The sequence below is a fragment of the Polyangiaceae bacterium genome (genome assembly GCA_020633235.1).
Classification (GTDB): Bacteria; Myxococcota_A; Polyangia; order Polyangiales; family Polyangiaceae; genus JACKEA01.
Genome location: JACKEA010000006.1, coordinates 613,915 through 635,195 on the forward strand (window position 1 = coordinate 613,915; position 21,281 = coordinate 635,195).

General features: G+C 67.4%; 21 protein-coding genes. 7 read left to right on the forward strand and 14 right to left on the reverse strand.

The genetic code is table 11. From position 1 onward, the window contains the following. Positions 1–66: 66 nt before the first annotated feature. Positions 67–903: a hypothetical protein gene (locus tag H6717_32480; protein ID MCB9581794.1), complete on the reverse strand. Its 837-nt coding sequence runs from the start codon at positions 901–903 to the stop codon at positions 67–69. Positions 904–1,290: 387 nt separating this feature from the next. Between H6717_32480 and H6717_32485 the strand changes: the two genes are divergently transcribed. From H6717_32485 to H6717_32500, 4 genes are read left to right on the forward strand one after another with little or no spacing between them, the layout of a single operon-like run. Continuing rightward, complete coding sequence (locus H6717_32485) at positions 1,291–3,270, forward strand: hypothetical protein (protein ID MCB9581795.1); 1,980 nt, start codon at positions 1,291–1,293, stop codon at positions 3,268–3,270. A gap of 55 nt (positions 3,271–3,325) precedes the next feature. Then, positions 3,326–3,670, forward strand: a complete 345-nt coding sequence (locus H6717_32490) for a hypothetical protein (GenBank protein MCB9581796.1) — start codon at positions 3,326–3,328, stop codon at positions 3,668–3,670. Next, a complete protein-coding gene (locus H6717_32495) occupies positions 3,667–4,200 on the forward strand; it encodes an RNA polymerase sigma factor (protein MCB9581797.1) in 534 nt (177 codons plus the stop codon). The genes H6717_32490 and H6717_32495 overlap by 4 nt, the downstream gene beginning before the upstream one ends. Beyond that, complete coding sequence (locus tag H6717_32500; GenBank protein ID MCB9581798.1) at positions 4,197–4,529, forward strand: zf-HC2 domain-containing protein; 333 nt, start codon at positions 4,197–4,199, stop codon at positions 4,527–4,529. Before H6717_32495 ends, H6717_32500 begins: the two co-directional genes overlap by 4 nt. Here H6717_32500 and H6717_32505 read toward each other — a convergent pair. The 5 genes from H6717_32505 to H6717_32525 all read right to left on the reverse strand — a co-directional run bounded on the left by H6717_32505 (position 4,518) and on the right by H6717_32525 (position 8,460). Continuing rightward, on the reverse strand, positions 4,518–4,688 hold the full coding sequence (locus H6717_32505) for a hypothetical protein (protein ID MCB9581799.1): 171 nt from the start codon (positions 4,686–4,688) through the stop codon (positions 4,518–4,520). The two genes, H6717_32500 and H6717_32505, sit on opposite strands and share 12 nt — an antisense overlap. Before the next feature lie 152 nt (positions 4,689–4,840). After that, entirely contained in the window at positions 4,841–5,062 is a 222-nt protein-coding gene (locus H6717_32510; protein ID MCB9581800.1) for a CsbD family protein, read from the reverse strand. Between the two features lie 98 nt (positions 5,063–5,160). Beyond that, complete coding sequence (locus H6717_32515) at positions 5,161–6,543, reverse strand: YdiU family protein (GenBank protein ID MCB9581801.1); 1,383 nt, start codon at positions 6,541–6,543, stop codon at positions 5,161–5,163. After that, positions 6,540–6,788, reverse strand: a complete 249-nt coding sequence (locus H6717_32520) for a hypothetical protein (protein ID MCB9581802.1) — start codon at positions 6,786–6,788, stop codon at positions 6,540–6,542. The genes H6717_32515 and H6717_32520 overlap by 4 nt, the downstream gene beginning before the upstream one ends. Positions 6,789–6,849: 61 nt before the next feature. Further along, positions 6,850–8,460 (reverse strand): hypothetical protein, encoded by a 1,611-nt coding sequence (locus H6717_32525; protein MCB9581803.1) that lies wholly within the window; start codon positions 8,458–8,460, stop codon positions 6,850–6,852. Positions 8,461–8,507: 47 nt separating this feature from the next. Here H6717_32525 and H6717_32530 point away from each other — a divergent pair, with 47 nt between their 5' ends. Then, positions 8,508–9,329 (forward strand): hypothetical protein, encoded by an 822-nt coding sequence (locus H6717_32530; GenBank protein MCB9581804.1) that lies wholly within the window; start codon positions 8,508–8,510, stop codon positions 9,327–9,329. Positions 9,330–9,435: 106 nt separating this feature from the next. After that, positions 9,436–10,299, forward strand: coding sequence for a hypothetical protein (locus H6717_32535; protein ID MCB9581805.1), 864 nt, complete (start codon positions 9,436–9,438; stop codon positions 10,297–10,299). Here H6717_32535 and H6717_32540 read toward each other — a convergent pair. The 7 genes from H6717_32540 to def all read right to left on the reverse strand — a co-directional run bounded on the left by H6717_32540 (position 10,293) and on the right by def (position 18,548). Then, the gene (locus tag H6717_32540) at positions 10,293–12,299 is read right to left on the reverse strand and encodes a CapA family protein (protein ID MCB9581806.1); all 2,007 of its coding nucleotides are present in this window, start codon (positions 12,297–12,299) and stop codon (positions 10,293–10,295) included. The two genes, H6717_32535 and H6717_32540, sit on opposite strands and share 7 nt — an antisense overlap. Positions 12,300–12,432: 133 nt before the next feature. After that, positions 12,433–13,212 carry a hypothetical protein gene (locus H6717_32545; protein MCB9581807.1) on the reverse strand — a complete coding sequence of 260 codons (780 nt, stop codon included), beginning with the start codon at positions 13,210–13,212 and terminating at the stop codon, positions 12,433–12,435. Between the two features lie 37 nt (positions 13,213–13,249). Then, the gene (locus tag H6717_32550) at positions 13,250–14,374 is read right to left on the reverse strand and encodes a glycosyltransferase family 4 protein (GenBank protein ID MCB9581808.1); all 1,125 of its coding nucleotides are present in this window, start codon (positions 14,372–14,374) and stop codon (positions 13,250–13,252) included. Positions 14,375–14,391: 17 nt separating this feature from the next. Next, positions 14,392–15,384, reverse strand: coding sequence for a radical SAM protein (locus H6717_32555; protein MCB9581809.1), 993 nt, complete (start codon positions 15,382–15,384; stop codon positions 14,392–14,394). A gap of 70 nt (positions 15,385–15,454) precedes the next feature. Beyond that, positions 15,455–16,204: a hypothetical protein gene (locus tag H6717_32560; GenBank protein ID MCB9581810.1), complete on the reverse strand. Its 750-nt coding sequence runs from the start codon at positions 16,202–16,204 to the stop codon at positions 15,455–15,457. Between the two features lie 46 nt (positions 16,205–16,250). Continuing rightward, a complete protein-coding gene (locus tag H6717_32565; GenBank protein MCB9581811.1) occupies positions 16,251–17,993 on the reverse strand; it encodes a protein kinase in 1,743 nt (580 codons plus the stop codon). A 6-nt stretch (positions 17,994–17,999) separates the two neighbouring features. Continuing rightward, positions 18,000–18,548 carry a peptide deformylase gene (def, locus tag H6717_32570; GenBank protein ID MCB9581812.1) on the reverse strand — a complete coding sequence of 183 codons (549 nt, stop codon included), beginning with the start codon at positions 18,546–18,548 and terminating at the stop codon, positions 18,000–18,002. Positions 18,549–18,610: 62 nt separating this feature from the next. Between def and H6717_32575 the strand changes: the two genes are divergently transcribed. Next, entirely contained in the window at positions 18,611–19,609 is a 999-nt protein-coding gene (locus tag H6717_32575; protein ID MCB9581813.1) for a ketoacyl-ACP synthase III, read from the forward strand. A gap of 94 nt (positions 19,610–19,703) precedes the next feature. Here H6717_32575 and H6717_32580 read toward each other — a convergent pair whose 3' ends face one another. Next, a complete protein-coding gene (locus H6717_32580) occupies positions 19,704–21,149 on the reverse strand; it encodes a hypothetical protein (GenBank protein ID MCB9581814.1) in 1,446 nt (481 codons plus the stop codon). Positions 21,150–21,281 lie beyond the last annotated feature (132 nt).

The following is a 21,281-nucleotide window of genomic DNA, read 5'->3' on the forward strand; positions in this document are numbered from 1 at the left end:
CTCGACGCTCGACCCCGGTCACGGCATTGCGAAAGTTGACGTGACGAGCGTCAGGACTCGCCGCTCTCAGAAACGGCCGCTCACGGTGAGCCCCTGCAAGCCGGTCAGCGTGTCGCGGTCGAGCTTCGCGCTCGTGCCTTTGGGCAGCGCGGCAGTCGTGCCGGGAGACACGGTGAAGCTCGCAGAGTCGGGCGTTAGCGCAAGCATGAAGCCTACAGTCACCCCTATCGTTCCTACGGCAGCACCAAGGAGGGACTTGGTCGTGTCGAACTCGCTCTCGGTGCGACACGTTCCGAATGAGCACTTCTCTACGTCGTGCGATGACGTGACCATTAGGTAGGTTCCGGTCGCGATGCCAGCCCCCATTACGACCCACCCCAGCGTGCGAGTCCCAGACCTCTCGTGCCAATGACCGTGCAGCACAGAGTCGCCACGAGGCACAACGACCGGATCGTCCGCCTGTCGCGGGCCCCCGGTACCTCTGGATAGCGCCAGAGTGTAACTCCCGGCTGGAATGGACACGTCGCAAGGGGCCGCGCACAGCTCATCGTAGCCAGACGCGACGTGGGTCATGACAGAGCGTCGATGCAGCGTGACGCCCGGCGTGTCGGACTCGAAGTGGATCCGCGCTTCCTTGCTGTAGACGACCGCGAAGGGCTTCGTCTTCTCTTCCTTCGGTGTCGCCGTTTCTGGTTCCTTGGGCGGAGTGGGCTCGGTGGGTGCCGCCGGCTCTTCCTTCGGCATTCCGGAAGCCGGGCCCGCGTACTTCACCTCCGACATCGAGAGCTTGCGCTGCTCTCCCGTCGCCGTGACGAGCACCACGTAGTCGTTCGGAACCAGCTCGCTGATGGTGCCGCGCAGCATGCCGCCGTTGTTGAGCAGCACGACGTCCGGGGCCGACACTGGCTGAGTAGGCTCAGGCGCTGCGGGCGTTTGACCAGCATCCGGCGCCGGACTCGCGGGGCCTTGAGCCAAGGCAGCGCCAGTCAGCAAGCCCAGGACAAACGTGGATCTCAGGACGAGCGCGGTTCGTGCCAAATTGTCCTCCCAGCGACGGATGCTACTTCGTGTCCGAGCCTCCGATCCATCTCTCGTGACGTTTTCTGCGACAGTCCCTGTCGCAGGGCGAAGCGGTGTGGGGAAACGGCCTACTCCGGGAGGGACGTGCGCTCGCGGGCTGATTCCGCGGCGGACCAACAAACTCTCTCCCAAGGACAGGATGGGAGCGGGGAAAGCGCGGGGAAATGCGGCTGGGGTTTACGTTCTGGGGAAAGCCCGGGACCATGGGGCATGGCACGGCGAACGCGACGGGCTTTCGGGTTGGGTGTGGCGCTGGCGCTCGCGGCGGGCGTGGCGGCGGGGCAGACGGTGACGGTGGATACGTCGGCGGGGAATCGCCAGCAGACCATCGACGGCTTTGGGACGTGCCTAGCAGGGACGGAAGGACAGTCGTCGTGGTTTCAGCAGCTCTACTTCGACGACATGCAAGCGTCGATGTTGCGCTTCGACATCGTGCCGCGCTTCGCGGCGCCGTATTCGGACCTGCACTACAACTCGCCCTGGTTCGGTCAGGCGTCGCCGATGGACCTGCCTGGACCGGACGGCAACAACGTGCGCACGTACACCAGCGCGGCGGACTACACCCAGAGCTTCGGTGGACAAAAGGCGCAGATCGCCGTGATGGGCCCCAATATCGACGACAACGTGAAGCTCTTCGATTTCGGCGACGAGGTGCCCAAGACGGCGGGAACGTTGGCGCAGATCGGGCAGCAGAAACAGGGCGCCGACTTCAAGCTGTTCGCGTCCATGTGGTCACCGGCGCCATGGCTCAAGGTGTCGTCTGGCAACACCATCAGCGGACAGAGCGATCCGCTGCCCAAGAACGGAACGCCGTGGCCGTTCATCTGGGGCGGGAACTTCTCTGGCGGCAAGCTCGATACATCCGGCACCCCGCGAGCAGAATTCGACGATGGGACGGGACCGACGAGCGCGCTGACGCAGTTCGCGCGGGCGCTGGCGGCCTACCTGCGGGGCTTCCAAGACACCTACGGCGTGAAGCTGTACGCCATCAGCATCCAGAACGAGCTGAACTTCGAGACCTTCTACAACAGCTGCACCTACCCGCTGGCGAGCGGATACATCGCCGCGTTGAAGGCGGCGCGCGCGGAGCTCGACAAGTACGACGACCTGAAAACGATTCGCATCATGGGGCCGGAAGATCTCCTGGGCGGCGACGGCTACGGCATGTGGCAGTACGGCGGCGGCAACAACGTCACCCACAAGAACCTGCAGTACCTGACGGAGATCGCAAAAGATCCGGACGCGGTGAAGGCCATCGACTTCTTTTGCATCCACGGCTACGCGGCGGATGGCGTGAGCTCCGCTGGCGCGACGCCCCAGCAGTGGCAGTGGTGGGCGGACGGCTGGCAGACGAGCCCGAGTGCTGGGCTCCCGGCAGCGGTGGACGGCTTTGCGTCCTACGGCAAGAAGAGCTGGATGACGGAGACCAGCGGTGAAGACACCGCGTGGCTGTCGCCGGCGAACGGATTCCCTGGCAAGGGCGCCTTCAGCATTGCGTTGAAGATCCATCAGGCGCTCACGGCGGGGCAAGAGAGCGCCTGGGCCTACTGGCAGATGACGGATGGCAGCGACGTTAGCGCATACACGCTGACGGACGCGACGCAGAAGGAGAGCTCGCCGAAATACGTGGCGGCGAAGCATTTCTTCCACTTCGTGCGGCCGGGGTCACAGCGCGTGCCGGTGACGGTGAGCGGATCGAGCACGCTGGTCGCGAGCGGTTTCGTGCACGACGGGCAGGGCACGTTGGTGCTGGAGCTGATCAACACGGACGCGAGCGACGCGACGGTGAGCGTGGAGGTGCCGAGCAACCCGCCGGACATCACGAGCTTCGACGTGCGCACCTCGAGCGACGGCAGCTTGTGGCAGACGTCCAGCGCCGACGTGAGCGGGGGTGCCGTGAGCGTGACGGTGCCGGGCTACGGCGTGGTGACGCTGGCCGGGCAAGGTACGGGGACCGGGACCGGGGGTGCCGGCGGCACGGGCGGGGCCGCGGGGGGACCGAGCGGTGGCGGCAGTGCCGGACAGAGCACGGGCGGCAGCAGCGGCGCGAGCGGCGGCGGTGGCGCCAAGGCCAGTGGCTCCGAAGACGATGGCGGCTGCGGCTGCCGCGCGGCGCCGCGCTCCGGGTCGTCCGGGGCGGCGTTGCTCTCGCTGTTGGGCCTGGCCCTGCTTCGGCGTCGGCGGCGCTGACTTTTTTCGAACCTTTCGCGCCCTCTGGTTCCGAAGCAGGGAAAGGAAGGTGAGCATGTGGTCGAGCTTCTTCGCGGCCGGTGGCTGGCCGATGATCCCCACGGCACTGTTCGGGTTCTTGTTGCTGGCGGCGAGCGTGCTCTACGCGCTGCGATCGGACCCACGTTGGGCGCGGGCCACCACCGCTCTGGGCGCCGTCACGTTGGCGATGGGCGTGGCGGGCTCGGTGATCGGCATCTGCATGTCGTTGCACTACCTCCCGCAGGTGGAGCCGCCGCGGCAGCTCGGCATCCTGGCACTCGGAGTAGAAGAGTCCCTGCACGGCACCTTGATGGCGCTCTTGTGCGTCACCGTCGCCGGGGTCATCGCCGCCGCGGGGCATCTCCGCGCGCGGGCGTGATGGTCTCCGATGAAGCTCTGTTCGAGCGCCTTGTAAAAGGTGACCTCGGCGCCTTCGATCGCCTGTACGAGCGCTTCGAGCGGCCCCTGTATGGATTCATCCGCGCCCAGCTGCAGGACGCGACCGAGGCCGAGGACGTGCTGCACGAGGCGTTCATGGCGGTGCTCCGGGCACGCGAGCAGCGGGACGAGCTGCGGAGCTTCCGCTCTTGGCTCTACGGCGTGGCGCACCACCTGTGCCTGAACCGCATCCGCGCTCGGAAGCGCGGCGCGAAGGCGACAGACGCGCTGCGCGGGAGCGAGCCGGAGGCGGCCGCTCCGGCGGAGCTGGCACTGATCGTGGCGGAACGCGCCGAGGGACTTCGCCGCGCGGTGGAGCGCCTGCCGCGCCCGTTGTCGGAGGTGTACCACCTACGGGCGAGTGGGCTTTCGTACCAAGAGGTCGCCCGCGCGATCGGGGTGCCCCTCGGCACCGTCAAATCCAGGATGCACGAGCTGATTCAGCGATTGAAACAGGAGCTCGACTCATGAGCCACGTCGAAGCCGAGCTCATCGGCTATCACTTCAACGCTCTCTCTCCGGCTGCGCGCGAGCGCGTGGAGCACCATCTGCTGGCGTGTCCCCGGTGCTGCGCGGCCCTGATCGCGCTCAAGCGCGCGATCGAGGTCCCGGACGGCGCGCCCTCGCCAGCGGCGAGGACGCGCCTGCGCCGGGCCGTCGCCCAAGAGCTGAAGCCGCGGCGGCGTTGGGAAACGCCCCTGGCGGTGGCCGTCGCGGCGTGCAGCGTGCTGGCCCTCGGTGCGGCGACGCGGGCGCTGACCGCCGGCCCGGGCGCGCCGCCGTACGCGCTATCGCGCTGACTCCCGTGCGACGATCAGCGCCCGCATCAGCTCCAGGGTGAGCTGCTCGTCGTGCCGTGGCTCGACGTCGGACGGATCGATCTCGTCCTGACTTCGTCGCTTCGCCTGTACCGTTTCCGCAGAAGTGGATACCCGCTCGCGCCCAGCCTTGGATTCCATGAGCTGCCACGGAGCAAGGGACGTACCCGAGAGCGGCTCGCGAAATCATTCGAGATTCGAGCTCGGGCCTTGGGGAGTCTTGCCCCAGTGGGGCGAACGCGTCGAAGCCGCGTCCCCATCGGAGATGCGGCTTCATCGCGACGAACCGTGCGTCAGTTCTTGCCGTCGATGCGCTGCTTCACGGAGTCCGCGAAGCGCTCGACCTGCTTCTTGGCTTCTTCCTTCTCGTAGCCGTAGCGTTGCTGGAGCACGCCCACGAGCTCTTCGGTCTTGCCGTTGGCGCGCTGGATGTCGTCGTCCGTGAGCTTGGCCCACTGACCCTTGATCTGGCCCTTCAGCTCGTTCCAACGACCTTCGATGATGTCTCGATTCATGGTTTTTGCTCCTTCTGGCGGCGTGGTTGCCGTTCGGAGCAGACGCAGTGCGGGAAGCGTGCCAGCCCTGAATTCCGAGAAAATCGCCGTGGATCGTGTCAGCTTTCCCCAGCATCGGGACAGATGTGACGCCTCGCGCCATGTGCTCTGCGTACCGCTTGCACGGTCGCGTCGAAGGCCGACCAATCGTCCCGCTCGGCGATGTCGTCCCAGATCCGCTCGATCTCGTCGATCTCCAGTCGGACGGGGCGCGCACGTTCGAAGTAGGCGTGAGCCAAGCGCTCGGGTGACAGCGGTGTGCGAGCTTCCAGCCCTCGGGCTACGGGCTCGAAAGCTCGCCGGCGGTAGTACTCGGCGTCGGGGCTCTTCATGGCCCGCGGCGCGCTGGCGCAGAACCAGTCGAAGAAGAACTGGTCGTAGCTCATTCGGCTTTCGGCGAGGAAGTCCCACACCGCTTCGGCGAAGGCGGCATCCGCGTCGGGCTCGAGGGCACTGACTCCGAGCCGGTCCAGCAAGCCCTCCACCCGGGCTCGGCGAAAGGCGTCCATGAACCCGACGATGGCGGAACGTCGCTCTTCCTCGGAAGCCAGCGGCGCCAGCGAGCTGGCGAGGCGCATGAGGTTCGCGAGCACGGCGCGGGGCTGGCGGGCGAAGGCGTAGAGCCCGGTGTGGTCGAAATACGCGGCGGTGAAGTCGGGATCGTAGTGGGGCAGGAAGCGATAGGGGCCGTAGTCGAAGCTTTCGCCGGTGACGACCATGTTGTCGCTGTTGAGCACGCCGTGCACGAACCCTGCGACCATCCAGCTGGCGCACAGCTCGGCGCTACGTTTGGTGACGGCCCGGAGCAACGAAACCGCGTCGTCGGCTTCCGGGATCAGCCAGCGGCAGCAGTAGTCGACCAGGCGCGCCAGGCGCTCGGCGTCGCCCAGGTAGAACAAGCGCTGGAAGGTGCCAAAACGAACGTGCGAGTGGCTCAGCCGCACCAGCACGCTGGAGCGGGTGGGGGAGGGCTCGTCGCCGCGATACAGCTGCTCACCGGTTTCGAACAAGCTCAGGCTCTTGGAGGTGCTCACTCCGAGGGCCTCGAGCATCTCCGTGGCGAGCACCTCTCGCACGCCGCCCTTGAGCGTGAGTCGACCGTCACCTCCGCGGGAGTAGGGCGTGGTGCCGCTGCCCTTGGTGCCGAGATCGAGCCAGCGCCCCTGGTCGTCTTGAACCTGCCCGAACAAGAAGCCGCGGCCGTCTCCCAGTGCCGGGTTGTACACGTCGAACTGATGACCGTGGTAGCGGAGCGCCAGCGGCTGTTCGAGGTTCTGCGGCAAGGGCTCGAAGCGCGCAAAGTGCTTCTCGAAGTCGATGCCTTCGAGCCCAACGCGAGCGGCCCAGCGCCGGTTCTCGAAGCGCGAGACGTGCTTCGGAAAGGGCGCGGGGGTGACGACGTCCCAGAAGCCGTCGTCCAGATCGCGAACCGGGATGCTCACGCGGCCATTCTGCGTGCCGTCGCTCGCCCCTGCACGGCGACGGCCACCGCCAGGCCGGGCAGGGTCAGCCGCAGCTCTTCTCGGTCGACCCAGCCGTTCACCTCGAGCTCGGCCAGCGCCCGCAGCAGGCGCTCCGGCGAAAGCCCCGTGAGGGCCGACAGGCGCGGTCGGGTCACCGCCCGGTCCGCCTGAAGCAGCTCGAAAATTGCGGCCAATACCAGGGAATGAGTTATCTGGAGGTCCATGCGCTGGTCATAGATCCAGCACTGAAAACCTGTCCAGTTTTCGGTTGCACTTCGATAAGCGTCATTGCGCCGTGAGCACCCGCTCGCCGAGCACGCTCTGGTTGCCGTCGCCATCCTTCGCGACGACCCGGAGCAGGTGCGGGCAGCCGCCGAGGTTGCCCACGGCAACGTCGCCGGAATAACCGACGGCAGGGCAGCCCGTGTACATCGGGTACACGGCGCACACGTCCGGCCGTTGCACGTTCACGGGCAGCGTCTTCACCACGGTGCCGTCGAGCTCTACGCTCACGGTGTCGATCTTCTGGGTGTCCAGCACCCAACCGGCCACTTTCAAGCTCTGCCCCGTGGCGGTGTCCTTCGCCGGGGCGTCCACCACGCCGAAGGGAGGACGTTTGCCGAGCGCCGTTTCGAGCTCGCTCTTCACGGTGCCGTAGTTGCCGAGCGCGAGGTACGACAAACCCCGCACGGCTTTGCCGGCGCTGAGACCGAACTGCATCTGCGCTCGCACGTTGTGGAAGTACGGCGCGCTGGGAGGCCCGCCGCGCCAACCCTGGAACTTGTTGACCCCCTGATCCATTGCGATGGCAACGCCGTAGGTCTTGCCCGAGTCTTGCCAGGTGACCCACGGCCCGGGGGACGTGAAGTTGTCGTAGAAGAAGCCGTCGTTGCCGGGCGTGCTCAGGCTCACGGTCTGGCCGGCGGAGTTCAACAGCAGCGGCAAGTCCGGGCCGCCCTTGCCATTCGAGACGTACAGCGTGGGGAACTCCTGGCCGGTGACCGGATGGTTGATGGTCTCCTGGCTCGAGACCTCGGTGTCGACCTCCACCACGTGCTCCGACACGAAGCGGAAGCGCATGCGGTACTGCACGTTCACCGGCACGCCGTTCGCTCCGCAGGAGCTCTGGGTGCAGTCCTTCTTGTCCCAGTCCGGGTTCCACTGCAGCGGCTGCACCACCACCTCCAGGGCGTCGCCCGATTGGCCGTGGGACAGGACCTTTGCCCCGTGATTGCACTCGTCTCCGCCCTGCACCGGATTCCAGCCCAAGAAGGTGATGGAGTTGCCGCAGCTCGCGCTGGACGAGGCACAGGAGGCATTCCACGCGCACGGCTGGCGGGCGCGCGTCGGATCGTAGATCGCGATCTGCAGCTCACGCCCCGTGTCGTTCGCGTCGATCACGTTGGAGCCGGCGTTGGCGCTGAGGCCGAAGAACACCACGGTGCCGCCCCAATCCAAGCGAGATCCGATGCGGGTGAGGTTCGTGGGACTCTTCAGGAACACGTCCGTGTGGCCACCGCTGGTCTTGGTCTCGATGCCGCCGAAGCCAGGGCTGGGCAGACGCAAGGTCCAAGGATCCACGTCGGCCTTGGCGGTCACCGGCGCGCAGCCGTCCGGCACGCTTCCGCCACCACCACCCGATCCCGAACTGCCCGCGCTCCCGGCAGTGCCTCCCGTTCCAGCGCTGCCCGCGGTCCCGGCGCTGCCCGCGGTCCCGGCGCTGCCCGCGGTCCCGGCGCTGCCCGCGGTCCCGGCGCTGCCCGCGGTCCCGGCGGTCCCGCCGCTGCTGGCGTCCACGCCTGAATCCGCCGTCACTCCGCCACTCCTGGGGCTGCCTCCGGAAGAGGTGGAAGAGCACGCCGCCAGCACCAACGCCCACACGAATCCGTAGCGCATGGCTGGGGATTGTCGGCCATCCCGCGCCGCCGCGCTACCCTGGCGACGTGAAGCTTGCGCCCGTGATCGTGCTCGCCGCGCTGACCGCTTGCCACCGAAGCGGCGACGACAAGAAGCCTGCGCCGACCCCTTCGGTGACCACCGTCCCGCAAGCTCCTCCCCTCGTCGTGGCGTCAGACCCGAGCCTCGAGCGCAAGCCCAAGATTGCGGTGTACGAACGAGACCCATGGGCAATGGTGATCGGCTCGGAGGTTCCGGCGGTGGTCGTCTACGACGACGGCACGGTGATTCGGAAGCAGAGGGAGGGCCGCGTGGAAGCGCCGAAGGCATGGATCGATCGGGTCTCGTCCGAGCTCTTGCCGGTAGCGGAGCGGCAGAGCATCTACGGAGCCACCGACCAACCCACGACGACCATCGTGGTGGACACGGGCAAGGGCTGGATCCTCCGGAGCGTGTACGGCATGGCACCGGGATGTCGGGCGAAGGGGCGCGACAAGGCCGCCGCCGGCTTTCAGTCCGCCTGTGAAGCGCTGCGAGATCTGAAGCTCTCGGGTGAGCACGCCTATCACCCGGAAACTCTGGAGGTGATGCTCTGGGGCTACGAGCATGCGCCGGGCGATCCCAAGCCCTGGCCCGCGTCCCTGCCCGAGCCGCCCAAGGTGGCACCTCCAGAATCTGGGACCGTGAAGCACCGCATCCCGGGGCGCTACCAGAGCGAGCTCGACGCCTTCTTGGGATCCTTGGCGTCGCGTCAGCCCGTGGGCTTCAATGGCCACAAGTGGTCCGTCGCTTATCGGGTCGCGGTACCCGGCGACGTGTATCTGTACAAGGTGCAGCAGGAGCTGGGGCGTGCGCGGTCGAAACGTTGAGTGTGCCACTGGCACAGCCCCGATCCTCGAGTCGGCCGCGCCGGACCAACACCCAAGAAATAGCGGGAAAACCGGGGTGGCACGGCGGCTGCACAGCGGCCCTCTCATGCGTTGGCTGATCTTGGGCGCGGCGGGCCTCGTGCTCGTCGGTTGTGGCGGCTCCACCAAAATCGACTTCCAGACGGGCGGCAGTGCGGGCGCGGGCAATGTCGGCGGCACGGGCAATACCGGCAACGTCGGCGGCACGGGCAATACCGGTAACGTCGGCGGCGGCGGCACGGGCGGCACCGGCAACGTCGGTGGTGGAGGCATGGCGGGGACCGGCAATGTCGGCGGCGGAGGCACCGGCGGCGCGACGTTCTGTTGCGCAACGGACTCCGACTGCCCGCAGGCGGATCAGCCCGGCTTCGAGCTCGAGTGCATCAACGGCAGCTGCAAGCAGGTGCCGGCGCCAGGGTCGTGCTGGGCCGACAAGGACTGCGGCGGCGCGGCCTGCATCGGCGGCAGCGTGTGCCCCTGCGAGATGGACTGCTACCAGGGCGACACCCTGGGCAAGTGCGACGGCGCGCCGCAGTGCTGCTCCAAGGACACGGACTGCACCACGAAGCCGAACGTCCCGCTCACCTGCGTCGCGGGCAACTGCGAGCAGGTGCCTCCGTCCGGTCAGTGCTGGACGGATGCGGACTGCAACGGGGGAACCTGTGGGGGCGCGTGCATTTGTCCCTGCGGCGCCGTGTGCGCCTGCGGCGGGCAGATGGGTTGGTGCACCAGCGTGATCCCCGCCTGCTGCACCAGCAGCGCGGCCTGCGGCCCGGGCGCCGTGTGTGCAAACTCGGTGTGCAAGAAGTCCGAGCCCCCCTATTGCTGGGCGGACGAGGAATGTCCTGCGGGACAGAAGTGCGTGGGGGCCAACGTGTGTCCCTGCAACGCCTTGTGTGCCATTGCAGACAACCCCGGCAAGTGTCAGTGACAGGCCGGGAAGGCGCCGAAGCGCGCGGTCCTCGCGCTGGACTGTGAGTCATACAGCGCGGGGATCCCGCTGGGGAACGAGCGTAGCAAGGACATGAAAGCCTGCGCTTCCTTGATCTCGCGGTTCTCGGCGTCCTTCACTATTGCGTCGGCGCAGGTGGTGGGCTTGCCATCGGCGCCCAGCGGTGTGGCGCCCACGGCGTCGGCGAACTGGCAGATGTAGCTCGACGTCACGATGCTGATGGGCTCCTTGGGAGACACCGAAGGATCCGTACGATCCCAGATCAGGAGATCGTAGTCTTCCGTTCCGTTCGAGTGATCCGAGTCGATCCAGATCTTTTCGACGATGCCCTTGGAGGCGTCGAGAAGATCCGTCACCTGCTCCACCTTCGGGCGCGAGCAGTCGTACTCGACCATCACCCCGGCGGGGGCGAGGTCGAAGTCGCTGTTTTCGGGACCCCACGCGGCGGAGAACTCGAAGATGCCGCGCACGTAGAAGATCGAAAGCCGCGCCACCACCAGCGGGTAGCCCACGGTTCCGTCCAGCGGGCTCGCGCCCAGCGGCACCACGTCGAAGGCATCCGCAGCGCTGATCACGCCGGTCTTCCCTGCGCGCAGACGGCTGCGGATCACGCCGGCGGACTGCAGCCCCATCTGCACGGGCTCCACCGCGTCCATCGCCCTGAGCTGCGCGTCGGCGCTCAGGAACAGCACGGCGTGGGTGTCCCACACGTCGAAGCTGGTGCTGCCCAGCGGGCGGAAGTACAGGTCGCCGGGCTTGGCTGGGTCGTCCATCACGTCTGCGCCCTCCACGCGGGAGAGCAAGCCCTCGAGGTACGACTTGCCGTCCAACGTGCCCGCCTTCTCCAGCGACGCGAGCAGGGCGTCCACGTCCACTAGATCCGTGGACGGAACGAGGTGATCGTCGACTCCCACCATGGCGTGGCCGTCGGGCTGGTACACGGCGCCGCCGCTTCCGAGCTTCCATTCCGCGCGCCCCACGGTTCCGCCGCGCGCCCCCCCGTTCAAGATCGCGACCTCGCGATCGGGGCCCTGCACCATGATCGCCTCGGCCTCGCTGTTGTGCGTGTGGCCGCTGACGATGGCGTCGATGCCCGCGACGTGCTCGGCGATCAGCGTGTCTTCGCCGTTGTCCGGTGCTGCCGGGTTCTGCACGCCGGCGTGGGACAGCGCGACGACCAGATCCACCTTCGGCCGCAGCTCGTCCACCAGCGGCTGCAGCTCCGCGTACAGCTTGGGCAGCACGACGTCCGGGTCGTTCGATTGGTCCGCCTCCACGCCGAGCTCGGAGAACGCGACGGGGGCCTTGTTGGGCGCCACGTCGGAGGCGTTCACGCCGACGAAGCCGACGAAGCCGACGCGCACGCCTTCCGGCGTGGTCACGATGCGCGTGCGGTGCAGCATGGCGCCGTCCGTCGCATCTTCGCTGAAGTGCGCCGCGAGGGCGTCGTCCGCCGCGTCCGTGTCGGAGAAGTGGATGTTGCTCGCGACGATGGGCGGCGCGCCGCCCCCGGCCTTCGCTGCCGACAGCGACTCCGCCAGCGCGTCCGGACCGTAGTCGAACTCGTGGTTGCCCAACGTCGTCACGTCGTAGCCGAGCTTCACCATGGTGCCGTAGTCGATGCCGTCGGAGCGGAAGCCGACCACCGCGAGGGTGCCCATGGTGTTGTCCCCCGCGCTGACCGTGAGCACGCTCTTGCCCGCGGCCTGGGCCGCGCTCCGCTCGCTCTCGAACAGGGCCGCGCGCCGCGCGACGCCGCCGACCAGCTCGCCGCTCCCTTCCGTGGTCGCCAACGGATAGTCGTCCAGCTCCGGCGAGATCGCGAACAGCTGAGAGTGCTCGTCCGAGGTGTACAGCAGCACCAGGGACTTGGACTTCCCTTGGGTCACCTCCGGGTCGCTCGAGCACGCGAGTAGACCCAGAGCCAACACCACACCCGAAAACCGCGCCAAGGTCATGCTTCCGGCGCTGCAAGCCACGTGCCGTTCCAGATGCCGCGTTTCCCACGCCGCTTCGCGCAATGGCTGCGTTTGTTTGTTGGCTCGGCGCGGTTCCGTCCCGACGCGGATGGCGTTTTGACGGGGCTCGCGCCGCCCCGACAAAAGCAAACGCTCAGTGCTTCTTCGGCAGCTTCAGGCGGCCGCCGGTGGACTTGGTCGTCGGCTGCGGCGTGGGCGGCGGCGGCAGCGTGGGTTGCGACGTGGGCTGCGGCAGGGACGGCGTGGTGCTGGTCGGCTGCGGCGCGGTCGTGGTCGTCGGCTGCGGCGCGACGGTGGGCTGCGGCGTGGCGGTGACCGTCGGCTTGGGCTTGGAGGTGTACACCGTGGTCGCCTTGGGTGCGGGCGTCACGGCGACGGGCTGCTCCACGGTCTCGGGGGGCGGCGTGTCCACCGTCTGCTCGACCGTCGCTTCCGGCTTCACCTCGGTGGTGGCCCCTGCCGGCAGATCCAACGACTGCGGCGGAGCTTCGTCGCTGCTGTCGCGCGATTGCACGATGAGCACCACGGCGATGATGCCGCCGAGCAGCGCGAGCAGTCCCACCAAGGACCCAATGAGCAGCCCCGATCCGCCGCGCTTGCGCATTGCCGGCGGGGGCGGCGGGGGCAGCGCGATCCCCGGAGCCATGCCCGGCGCCATCATCGGCTGCGGCTGCGGCGCCATCGGCGGCATCGGGCGCTGCGGCGGCGGGAACGCCACGTCCATCAGCGGCGGCTCGCCGGGCATCGTCTTGCCCCCTTTGAGCCAGGGCGCGTCCGCGAGCTCGGCCTGCGCGCCGCCGTCGTCCGTGAGCGTCTTGGAAACGCTCGGCTTGGGGGCGGCCGTCATCTCCGCGGTGGGCTTGCCACCTTGGGGCAGCGCTTCCGTCTTGGGTTTGGGGGCGCCGTCGCTCATGGCTACCGCTCCTGTATAGCAGCTGTGCGCGGGGGCGTCAGGACGCGGCCTCGCGGTACACGTCCAGGGTGGCCCGCGCGCAGGCCGCCCAGGAAAACTCGCGAGCCCGCTCGAGGCCGGCCGCGCGGAGCTTTTCGCGGAGCTCGGCGTCCGTGGAAAGGCGGCGCATGGCTTCGACCATCTCGCCGTGATCGGTGGCGGAGGCGTGCAGCGCCGCCGTGCCCGTCACCTCCAGCAGGGCCGGGGCGCGGGAGGTGAGCACCGGCGTGCCGATGGCCATCGCTTCCAGCACGGGCATGCCGAAGCCTTCGGCGTGGGATACGAACAACAGGGCGTTCGCGTGGCGGTACAGCGTGAGCAAGAGCTCGTCCGAGATGAACGAGACTTGAATCACCTTGGCCTTCACCTCGGGGCGCTGAAACAGCTCCAGCATCTCCCGGTCGGAGCGTGAGAAGCGGCGCACGAGCACCAGCTTTTCTCGAGGGCGGTCTTTCGTCGCCTCCACGAAGGCGCGGATCATCCGCACGTGGTTCTTGTAGGGCGAGCCCTGGCCCACCACCAGGCTGTAGCTCACGTCGCGCGGCACCAGCGTGTCCAGATCCTCACGCGGTCCCGCGCGCTCCGGGGAGTAGCGGTCCAGATCCACCCCATGGTGCACGACCCGCACCTTGTCCCGCTCGCTCGGATACTCTTGGGCGATGGCGTCGGCGGTGGCGCGAGAGATGGCGATCACGCGGCGCGCTCCGCGGATGGCGCGGCCGAAGTGCCAGCGATACCAGGCCGCGTTCACCAGGCGCTCGCCGCGTGCGCTGGCGCACAGCTCGGGAGTCTGCACCCACATCAAGTCGTGGATGGTGACGACCCATGGGCAGTCGAGACCGAGGGGAACCAGATCCGCCGGTGAATGAAACAGATCCGCCTCTTGGAAGGTGCGGGCGCGGGCGCGGCCGAGCCCCAGCGTCCAGGCGCTCTTGGTGTCTCCCGGATATTCCACCACGCCGAAGCGCGGGCCCACGGAGGGCGACACGCGACCCTTTCGGCGAATGGCGGTGATCTCCACGTCCCCGCGCTGGGTCTGGAATTCCTGGAGCAAATGCGCGGTGTAGTTGCCGATCCCGCTCCTCGGGCTGTCGGCGCTCCGCGCGTCGATCACGACGTTCATTTCGGCGCGGGAGGGGTCTAGAGGTCGTCCCGGCGTCGCAGCGTGACCAGCGAGGTGACCGGAATGCGCTCTTTCTTGCCGTTCAGCGGCCGCTTCACCCCGGTGGGGCGGTGACGGGCCACGTAGCTGCAGTACTCGATGCCCGTGCGCACGGCATCGATGGTCGACAGCGAACGGAAGCTCGGCCAGAAGTTGTTGCAGGTACCGCAGGGATCGATGTCCCGCCGCTTGCCGGTGCGGTGCATGTCGCGATAGCGCTTCGCCATCGGGTGGTTGAACAGCTCGAGCACGCTCGACTCCCGCGCGTCCCCCCAGCCGTAGTCGCCGTCCTGATCCATGCAGCACAGGGTGACACGGCCGCTGGCCAAGATGTCCAGGCGCTCCACGTGCTCACAGCCGTAGCTGGGCACCGGATAGTAGTTGCTGTTCACGTCACCCTTGTAGTTGAACAGGCCCACGATGAACGGGCGCGCGCCGTGCGCCCGGCAGTACTCCACGAACTTCGTCTGCTCCTCCACGGAGGTGTCTTCCAGACGGGTCATGCGGAACGTGATGCGCCGCGCGACCTTCTTTCGACGGGAGCGGTCCGTCAGGTACTCGAGGTTATCGAGCGTGCGCTGGAGGGACAGTCCCATCACCTGCTCGTAGCGGTCCGGGTCCAAGGTGTTGAGGCTGATGTACAGATGATCGAGCCCCACCTCTGCCAGCGCGTCGATGCGCTTGGGCGTCATCGCGTGGCCATTGGAATAGAGTCGCAGCTTGGTTTTTGGAAGGCGGCGATGGATCGTCTCCAAACGCGGCAAAATCTTGGGATCCGAGAAGGGGTCCCCCTGGATGAACGGCTCGATGGCTTCCAGCGGGAACTGTCGACAGTCCTCCACGAGCTTCTCGAACAAGTCGTCGTCCATCGGACCCTTGTCGCGCGCCAACGCGTTGTTCGGGCAGAACACGCACTTCGCGTTGCAGTGATTGGTCGTCTCGATGGCGACCAGCCGCGGGTACTCGGTCATGGGCCAAGACCTACCACGGCGGCCGTCGGCTGCACGAAATTGGGGCGCGGGGCAGCGGAAGTGCCGGTTGTCAGGAGGGATTCCGTGGCAGCTCCAGCGCGCCGATCACGGCAACCTGGATCTCGAGGCGGCGCTCCGGGCTGATGGGCGCACCGGACAGCTCCACGATGTGAAAGCGATCCCGCACCTTGCCCTCGAAGGTCTTCACCTCGGATTCGTCGATGGTCACCTTCTGCTCGAACAGCGCCTGAGACAGCGCCAAGAGCAGACCGGAGCGGTCGCTGGTCTCCACTTCCAAGGTGGAGAGCTGGCCGTCGGCGTCCTCCAGAAAGCGCACCACGGTTTCGCCGCCGGCCGGGGGAACCGTGCCGCGTTCCCGGGCTTGCTTCAGATCCAGCTTGCCTTCCAGCAGGTCCAACAGCAGCTGCTCGAAGCTCGCGGCCTCCTCCGATCGAATGCTCTCGCCGCGACGCTCGGGCTCCGCGCGACGGATCCAGAACAGATCCACGGCTTCGGCGATGCCCACCGGCGTCTTGCGGGTGTGCGCCTCGGCGTCCATCACGTCGAAATCGGACAGCACCAGGGCTGCGCTGATGGTCGCCAGTAGGCCCGGGCGATCTTCCGCCACCACGCACAGAACCGCTTGCGCGCCCTGGCTGGCGTCGAGCAACCCCACTTTGGCTGCGGTTCCGGCGCGATCCCGCGCGATGCGCGCGTGGCGTTTGGCCGCGGTTTCGTCGTACAGCGCGCGATAGCTCGCGGGCATCGACGCGTAGAACTCGCGGACGTATTCGAGGGTGGCCTCGGTCACGGCTTCCACGGGTCGTGTCTTAGCGCGAACAACGTTGCCGTTGGGTTTCCGGCGATCATTTCTTCTGATCGTTGGGCGGTGGAAACCCGGGGATCTGCGGGAACGTCGGCAACGGGGGCAATCCCGAAGGAAGCGGCGGTAAGCCGCTCGGCAGCGGGAAGGTGGGAAAGGGCGCGGTGGTGCCCGCGTCCGCCTTGCCGGCGTCCGTGCCCGCGTCCTTCTTGGGCACTGGGGTGCCGCCGCCGGTGCTGGTCTTGGTGGGGACGGGCGTTGGCGTGGGAGAGGGCGTGGGCGACGGAGGTACGTCGGTGGTCGCGTTGGGATCCGGACCCTGCGCCGTGATGGTGGTGGTGGGCGTGGGCTCGCCCAGCGGATTGGTGGGCGTGGGGTCGTCGGTCTTGTTGTTCCGGAGCACCACGACCAGCGCGATGGCGCCGCCGGTCACCAGCACGCCCAAGAGCAGCGCGATGATCGCGCCGCCTCCGCCGCGCTTTCTCGTGGGCATGGGCGGCGGAGCAGCGCCGTAGCCCGCCGACACGTAGTGGGCCTGCTGCGGGGGAGCGGGCCTTTGCATTTGTTGTTGGTGCGGCGCGGGCACGGCCTGGGCGCGGGCGCCCTGGGCGGCGAGCTCGGCGATCAGCTCCTTGCTCGCCTCTTGCGTGCCGCCCTTGGGCGGCTCGTCTCCGCCCACGGCGGTGGCGGGGGGCGGCGCGGGCTGCACCGGGACCGGCGCCATCGGTGCGGGGGGCGCGGGCGCCGTGGCGTCGTCGTCCGGCGGGAGCGTGGGGGCCACGCCGCCGCGGGTGGGCGCTTCGTCACTCGGCGCCTTGGGCTCGAGGGGAGGAAGATCCGCCGTCTTGTCCTGGCGCTTGGGCGGCGGCTCGCTGGGGCTCGGGATCACCGCGGCGGGCGCGGGCGTCGCGGCGAGGCGGCCGGCGTGGGACAGCTCCCCCGACAGCGGCGCCAGGGCCAGTCGCATGCTGAGGGCGCTGTCGAAGCGACGGCTGCTCTCGGGGTCGATGGCTTGATGCACGACCTTGGCGAGCTCCTCCCCCAGGCTCGCGTCGTGCTCGGTGATGCGCTTCACCTTGCCCGCCGCCACCTGGGACACGATCGCCGCGGCGTCGTCCCCGTAGGCCGGCCGCTCGCCGGTGAGCATCTCGTACAGCATCACGCCCAGGGAGTAGAGGTCCGCGCGGTGATCCACGCGATCCGCCGAGTACAGCTGCTCCGGCGCCATGTACTCCGGCGTCCCCATGATGGCGCCGGGGCGGGTCAGGCCCTTCTGGTACTCGTTCGCTTCCCGCAGCTTGGCGATGCCGAAGTCCAACAGCTTGAGCAACGGACCGCCGGTGCTGGGCGTGATGAACACGTTGTCCGGCTTGAGATCGCGATGCACCACGCCCAGGGCGTGGGCGGCTTCGAGGCCGCTCAGGATCTGCAGCGCGAAATCGATGGCCTGATCCTTCGGCAGCTTCACGCGGCGATCCAACAGCTGCTGCAGGGATTCCCCGGTGAGCAGCTCCATGACCAGGAACGGAGAGCCGTCCGGCGTCTGGTCCACGTCTGTCACGCGGGTGACGTGAGGGCTCTGGATGCGCGCGGACACGCGAGCCTCTTGCAGGAAGCGCGACGCCAGACCCGGCCGCTTGCTGAGCTCGCTGTGCAGGAACTTGAGCGCGACGTTGGTGCCCAGCAGCTCGTGGCGCGCTTCGAACACGGCACCCATACCGCCGTCGCCAATCAAGCGGACGATGCGGTACTTGCCGCCAACGACGTCACCCGGTGATGGTCTCATGTGCGGTCAGTCGTCTTTTTCCGCGGCCCGTGCGGCGCGCTGGAGCTCCGTGAGGAACGCCAGCGTACCCGGCTCGGCGCGGTCCACGTACAAGATGCCGTCGAGATGATCCGTTTCGTGCTGCACGACCGCGGCAGGGACGCCTTCCCAGATGAAGTCGAGGGGGGAGCCATTTCGATCCAGAGCGGTAACGTGCACTTTGCGGGGGCGGGTGACCCGACCACGGATGCCGGCGACGGACAAGCAACCCTCCATCAGCGTGATGGTTTCTTCCGGAGCCGAGAGCGCGCGAATGACTGGATTAACCAGTATCAGCAAGGGCACCTCGGGAAAGTCCGGATAGCGAGGATTGTCGCCCACTTCGATGACGCAGATGCGCACCGACTCGTGCACTTGCGGCGCCGCAATGCCCGCTCCGTCGGCGTCGCGCATCGTCTCGATCATGTCGTCGATGAGCGCTTGCACGCGTGGCGACGGAATCTCCACTGGTGGGACCTCTTCCGCGCGACGGCGCAGCACCGGGTGTCCCATCTGGGCAATCTTGCGAATCGCCATGAGCCCATGTTAGCAGGCCGCCAGGCTAAGAGAAGGGGGCGTTGGCCCCGAAAGTTGAGCACATGGCACGGTCCACGATCCTCGGTGTTGGCAGCTTCGTTCCCGACAAGGTCGTCACCAACGACGACCTCGCCCAGATGATGAACACCAGCGACGAGTGGATTCAGCAACGCACCGGTATCAAGGAGCGTCACTTCATCGCCGAGTCCGGCACCGGCGCGAGTGACCTCGCCGTACCGGCCACCGAGCGTGCGCTCGAGCACGCCGGCGTGAAGAAAGAAGAGATCGACGCGATCATCTTCGCCACGCTCTCCCCCGACTACACCTTCCCCGGTTCGGGATGCCTCCTCGGTCACAAGTTGGGCTTGCCCGGCGTGCCCGCCCTGGACATCCGCAATCAGTGCTCCGGCTTCTTGTACGGCCTGTCCATCGCGGACGCCTGGGTGCGCGCCGGCATGTACGAGAAGGTGCTGCTCGTGGGCAGCGAGGTGCACTCCACCGGGCTCGACTTCACGGACCGCGGTCGCGACATCGCCGTGCTCTTCGGCGACGGTGCCGGCGCTGCCGTCATCGGCAAGAGCAAGGACGACGATCACGGCCTGCTCTCGGTATGCCTCCACGCGGACGGCGTGGGCGCCGAAGATCTATGGATCGAGGCGCCGGGCTCCAAGTACATGCCGCGCATGACGCAAGAGATGCTCGACGAAGGCCGCTGGTTCCCCAAGATGAAGGGCAAGCAGGTGTTCCGTTGGGCAACGGACAAGATGCCCGCCGTCGCCCTCGAGGCGCTGGAGAAGGCCGGGCTCGGCATCAAGGACGTGGATCTCTTCGTCCCGCACCAGGCCAACATGCGGATCAATCAGTTGGTGGGCTGGCGGCTGGAGCTGGACGAGGAAAAGGTCGTCCACAACATCGAGAAGTACGGCAACACCACCGCCGCCACCATCCCGATGGCCCTTGACGTCGCCTTCAAAGATGGGCGCATCAAGGAAGACACTCTGGTGCTGTACGCCGCCTTCGGAGCCGGGTTCACCTGGGCCGGCGGCGTGATGCGTTTCTGAGAATCGCTTCCGTCTCTTGTCGGTGCGGCGCGGAACCTCGCAGCACGCCACCGTCGCGCTGAGCCGTTTCCGCGGCGGACCAACAAGCTTGCTCTCAGGGGCACCCGGGGTTCGGGGACTGGAGCTTGCCGTCTACGGTGTTGCCGGAGATGTCGTTCGGATTCGGCGTGTTGCCCGCGTTGCACCAGTCGCCGGACGCGGACACGCCAATGTTCGTCATCACGTTGTCCTTGAAGGCATGCCCACCGGCGTTGGCGGAGTGGATGTACAAGATGCGACCACCGGTGATGTTCTGGAACTGGTTGTTCCGAACGGTTGCGCTCGTCACGTTGCTGCTTCCGTTTGCGCCGAAGTCGACCAGGCTGCGGCAAGTGGAGGCGATGGTGAAGTTCTTGAACACGTTGTCCTCGATGAGGGCGCCCTTGTGTCCGACTATGACGCCGCTCCCGCACGTGGCGGCGTTCCGGCGGCAGTCTTCCAGAGTGTTCTTTCTCACGATCGTGTCGACCGAACCGGCGACCGCAGTGAGCATGACGCAGGCGCCTTCGTTGTGCGCGATGTAGCAGCCCTCCACCCGGCTGTTCACGATCCCCGGTGACGCGGATACCGGATTGGGCTCGAAGTCGATTCCAGCCTGGGGCATGGTGCCCTTGGCGTCGATGAGCTGGCACGACGCCTGGGAGCCGTTGCCATCGCCCAGTACCTCGCACGTGTCGCAGTTGATGATCGAGATGTTGTTGCGATAGGCGTGGCTGATGACGGGGTCCTTCACGGTGATTCGCAGCGGATACGTCTTCGGATCCGCCTGATCCGACGCACCCACATAGAGACCGTCCGTCACGGCTTCGCTCGATTGGATACCGTCGAGCAAGACGTCTTGGCTCCCGCGAACGTAGATGTTGTGCGCTACCGTCTCTGCTGGCGTGCGGTTGCCGCGGTTCCCGTCGAACTTCAGGCCCTGAATCGTGATGTAGCGTCCCCCTTCGAGGCGCAGCAGCCAGTTGCCGGAGACGACGGGATAGCCATCCGGCGCCTTGATGGTCGCTCCGTTCCCGCGCAGGACGTAGGGCGCACCCGGAGTGCCGACGGGATCCTTCCAGTTGAGCGCGACGGCGATGCAGGTCGCTCCTTGCGGGAATTCCAGCGTCTGATTCTTCCAGTTCGCGAAGTCCGCCAGCGCGGCATTGATGCAACTGCTCGCGTTCGTGCTGCCGTCGCACTTGCAATCATATGGGGCGGCAGTGATCGACGAGCCGGGCAGCGGAGGCGCGCCGCCGCTGCCGCCCGCACCGCTGGCGCCTGCGTTGCCGCTCGCGCCAGCGGTTCCGCCAGTGCTCGCACCACTGGCGCCGCCGGATGCGGAACCTGCCGTTCCCCCAGTTGCAGCAGTGCCGGCGTTCCCTCCGGCGCCGCCGCTCGCTGCGCCCCCGGTCCCCGCCGAACCGCCGCTTCCGGAGACCGGATCATCGTCCGAGCTGCCACACGCGCTCAGACCGGAGAAAGCCACGACGCAAAGTACACGGAGCTTCTGGCGGTTCATGGTCGGTCGCGTAGCAAGGTGGGTGCCAAGATGTTTGTCCGGCATTCTGCCTCGCCGAGAAGGGCGCGGGAAGTGACGCTTCCCAGACGAGAAGGCGCATTTCCCGCTGCCGCCAGAGCCGCCCCGCCCTTC